A 2,416-nucleotide genomic window follows, 5' to 3' on the forward strand; every position below is an offset into this window, starting at 1 on the left:
CTCGGGGGCTCGGAGATGTGTAAAAGAGACACCCCCGCCGTCGGCGGCGATCGCGCGGACGGCGGGGCCGCAGAGGAGCACGTCGCCCGCGCTGTCCAGGCGGGCGACGAGGACGCGGCGGGTCATGCCGCGCCCTCCTCGTCGGGCTGCATCGCGAGGAGCAGCTCGACCGCCTCGAGGAGCGTGTCGGCGCGCAGCGTCGCGGCCGCCACCTCCTCGGCCCGGGTGATCGGAGTCGGGACCAGCACGCCCCGCGCGCCGGCGTTCGCGGCGGCACCCACATCGGCGCCGATGTCGCCGATGACGGCGAGGGAGTCGGCCGACAGCCCGAGGGCCTCGGCGGCGCCCAGCACCATGCCGGGAGCGGGCTTGCGGCAGTCGCAGCCGTCCTCGGGGCCGTGCGGGCAGAGCATCCAGACGTCGAAGCCGCCGAAGAGCTCGTCGACCCGGCGGTTGACCGCCTCGGCCTGGCCGCGGTCGATGATGCCACGGGCGATGCCGGACTGGTTGGTCACCACTCCGATCGCCAGGCCCGCCTCGCGCGCGCGCTCGACGGCGTCGAGGGCGGTCGGCATCGGCTCGACCCGCTCGGGGTCGCCGTTGTAGGGCACATCGACGACCAGCGTGGCGTCGCGGTCGAAGAGGATCCCGCGCAGTCGCGGAGTCCTCTCGAGCTCGGCGGTCCCGCGCGGATCGCTGCGGTGCATCGGGTCGGTCACGTCCTCCTCGTACCCTGCTTCTCCTCCTCGTAAACCCCGGGGAGGAGAAGTACTGCTGCTCGGGCGCGTCGGGATCGGGGCCCGCGCGTCTGAGCCTCCGGCGACGGGGTACGGGACGTCCGACAGGAAGGAGGCGCCGTGCGCGCTCTCACCGAACCGGACGGCACCCCGGAGGTCCTCGCGCTCCGCGCGCTCAAGCTCGGCGACATCCTGGTGGCGGTGCCGGCGCTGAAGGCGCTGCGCCGCGGCTTCCCCGAGCACCGCCTGATCCTCGCCACCACGCCCTGGCTCGAGCCGATCGTCGACCTGATCGACGGACTGGACGCCCTGGTGCCCACCCTGCACGGCCTCGACGACCCGCTGCCGATGGCCGCCGGGCGCGTCGAGCTCGGCGTCAACCTGCACGGCAACGGCCCGGAGTCGCGGCTGCGCCTCGCCGAGATCGAGCCCGAGCGCACACTCGAGTTCCGCGTCCCGGCGCTCGATCCCGACGCGGGCCACGACGACCCGCGCCCGCTCTGGATCGACGGCGAGCTCGAGCGCGCCCGCTGGGCCCGGCTGGTGAACTCGATCGGACTCGACGCGGATCCCGAGGACGTCGCCATCGCGGTCCCCGAGGCCGCACCCCGCGTCGACGGTGCCGCCGTCGTGCACATCGGCGCCTTCTACGGCTCGCGCGAGTGGCCCGAGGAGCGCTTCGCCGCGGTCGCCCGCTCGCTCGCCGACCAGGGGCACCGCGTCGTCTACACCGGAGGCGCGAACGAGGCCGACCGGGCCCGTCGCGTCGCCGGGCTCACCGGCACCGGAGAGGTGCTCGCGGGCGAGGTCGACCTGGTCGAGTTCGCCGCGGTGGTCGCCGCCGCCGAGACGCTGGTCACCGTCGACACCGGAGCCGCGCACCTCGCCTCGGCCTACGGCATCCCGTCGGTCGTGATCTTCGGACCGGCGCCGCCCGAGGCCTGGGGCCCGCCCGCGAGCGGCCCGCACATCGTGCTCACCGACGCGTCGCTGCGCAAGGGCGACGTCTTCTCCTCCGAGCCGGACCCGGCGCTGCTGGCCGTGCAGACCGAGGACGTCCTGGACGCCCTCGCCTCGCTGCCCTCGCGTGCCGAGGCGCACCTCAGGCGGACCGCAGACGCTGCGCCTGCCGGACGGGCGTGACCGTGGCGACCCGGGCGCGGGGCGAGCGGGGCTGATGCTGGCGCGAGGGGGCGCCCAGCCGGTCGGCGAGCTGCGCGAGGATCCGCCGCTGCAGGCGCGAGACCTGCATCTGCGTCGTCCCGAGCGCGTCCGCGATCTGCTGCTGGGTCATCTCCTCGACGAAGCGCATGCGCAGCAGCTCCCGCTGCCCGTCCTCGAGCTCCGCGAGGGCGGTCGCGAGTCCGTGGCGGCGGTCGATGGCCGCGAGGTTCTCGTCGTCGCCGCCGAGGGTCTCGCCGAGCCGCACCCCGCCGTCGCCCGTGCCGACGGTCTCGTCGAGCGAGAGCGGGTGGCTCGCCGAGCGCGCGTCGGCGACCTCCGCGGCGTCGACTCCGAGCCGCAGGGCGATCTCGCGGTCGGACGGGTGGCGCCCGAGCTCCTGCGACAGCTCCTCGGCGACGACGCCGGAGCGGCGGTGCAGCTCCTGCACGCTGCGCGGCGGCCGCACCATCCAGCCGAGGTCGCGCAGGTGGCGCTTGAGCTCGCCGGTGATCGTG

Annotated in this window: 3 protein-coding genes; 1 reads left to right on the plus strand and 2 read right to left on the minus strand. The window is 75.2% G+C overall.

Annotated features, from left to right (window positions below; genetic code table 11):
• Positions 1-122: 122 nt before the first annotated feature.
• Entirely contained in the window at positions 123-719 is a 597-nt protein-coding gene (locus NB037_RS19140) for an HAD family hydrolase (protein ID WP_308202094.1), read from the minus strand.
• 138 nt (positions 720-857) lie between these two features.
• Between NB037_RS19140 and NB037_RS19145 the strand changes: the two genes are divergently transcribed.
• Positions 858-1,880 (plus strand): glycosyltransferase family 9 protein, encoded by a 1,023-nt coding sequence (locus tag NB037_RS19145; protein WP_251948626.1) that lies wholly within the window; start codon positions 858-860, stop codon positions 1,878-1,880.
• Here the strand turns inward: NB037_RS19145 and NB037_RS19150 are convergent.
• Positions 1,840-2,416 (minus strand): sigma-70 family RNA polymerase sigma factor (locus NB037_RS19150; protein WP_251948628.1); only part of this gene is annotated, 577 nt, incomplete at its 5' end. The two genes, NB037_RS19145 and NB037_RS19150, sit on opposite strands and share 41 nt — an antisense overlap.

This window comes from Rathayibacter rubneri (assembly GCF_023743255.1).
Taxonomy (GTDB): domain Bacteria; phylum Actinomycetota; class Actinomycetes; order Actinomycetales; family Microbacteriaceae; genus Rathayibacter; species Rathayibacter rubneri.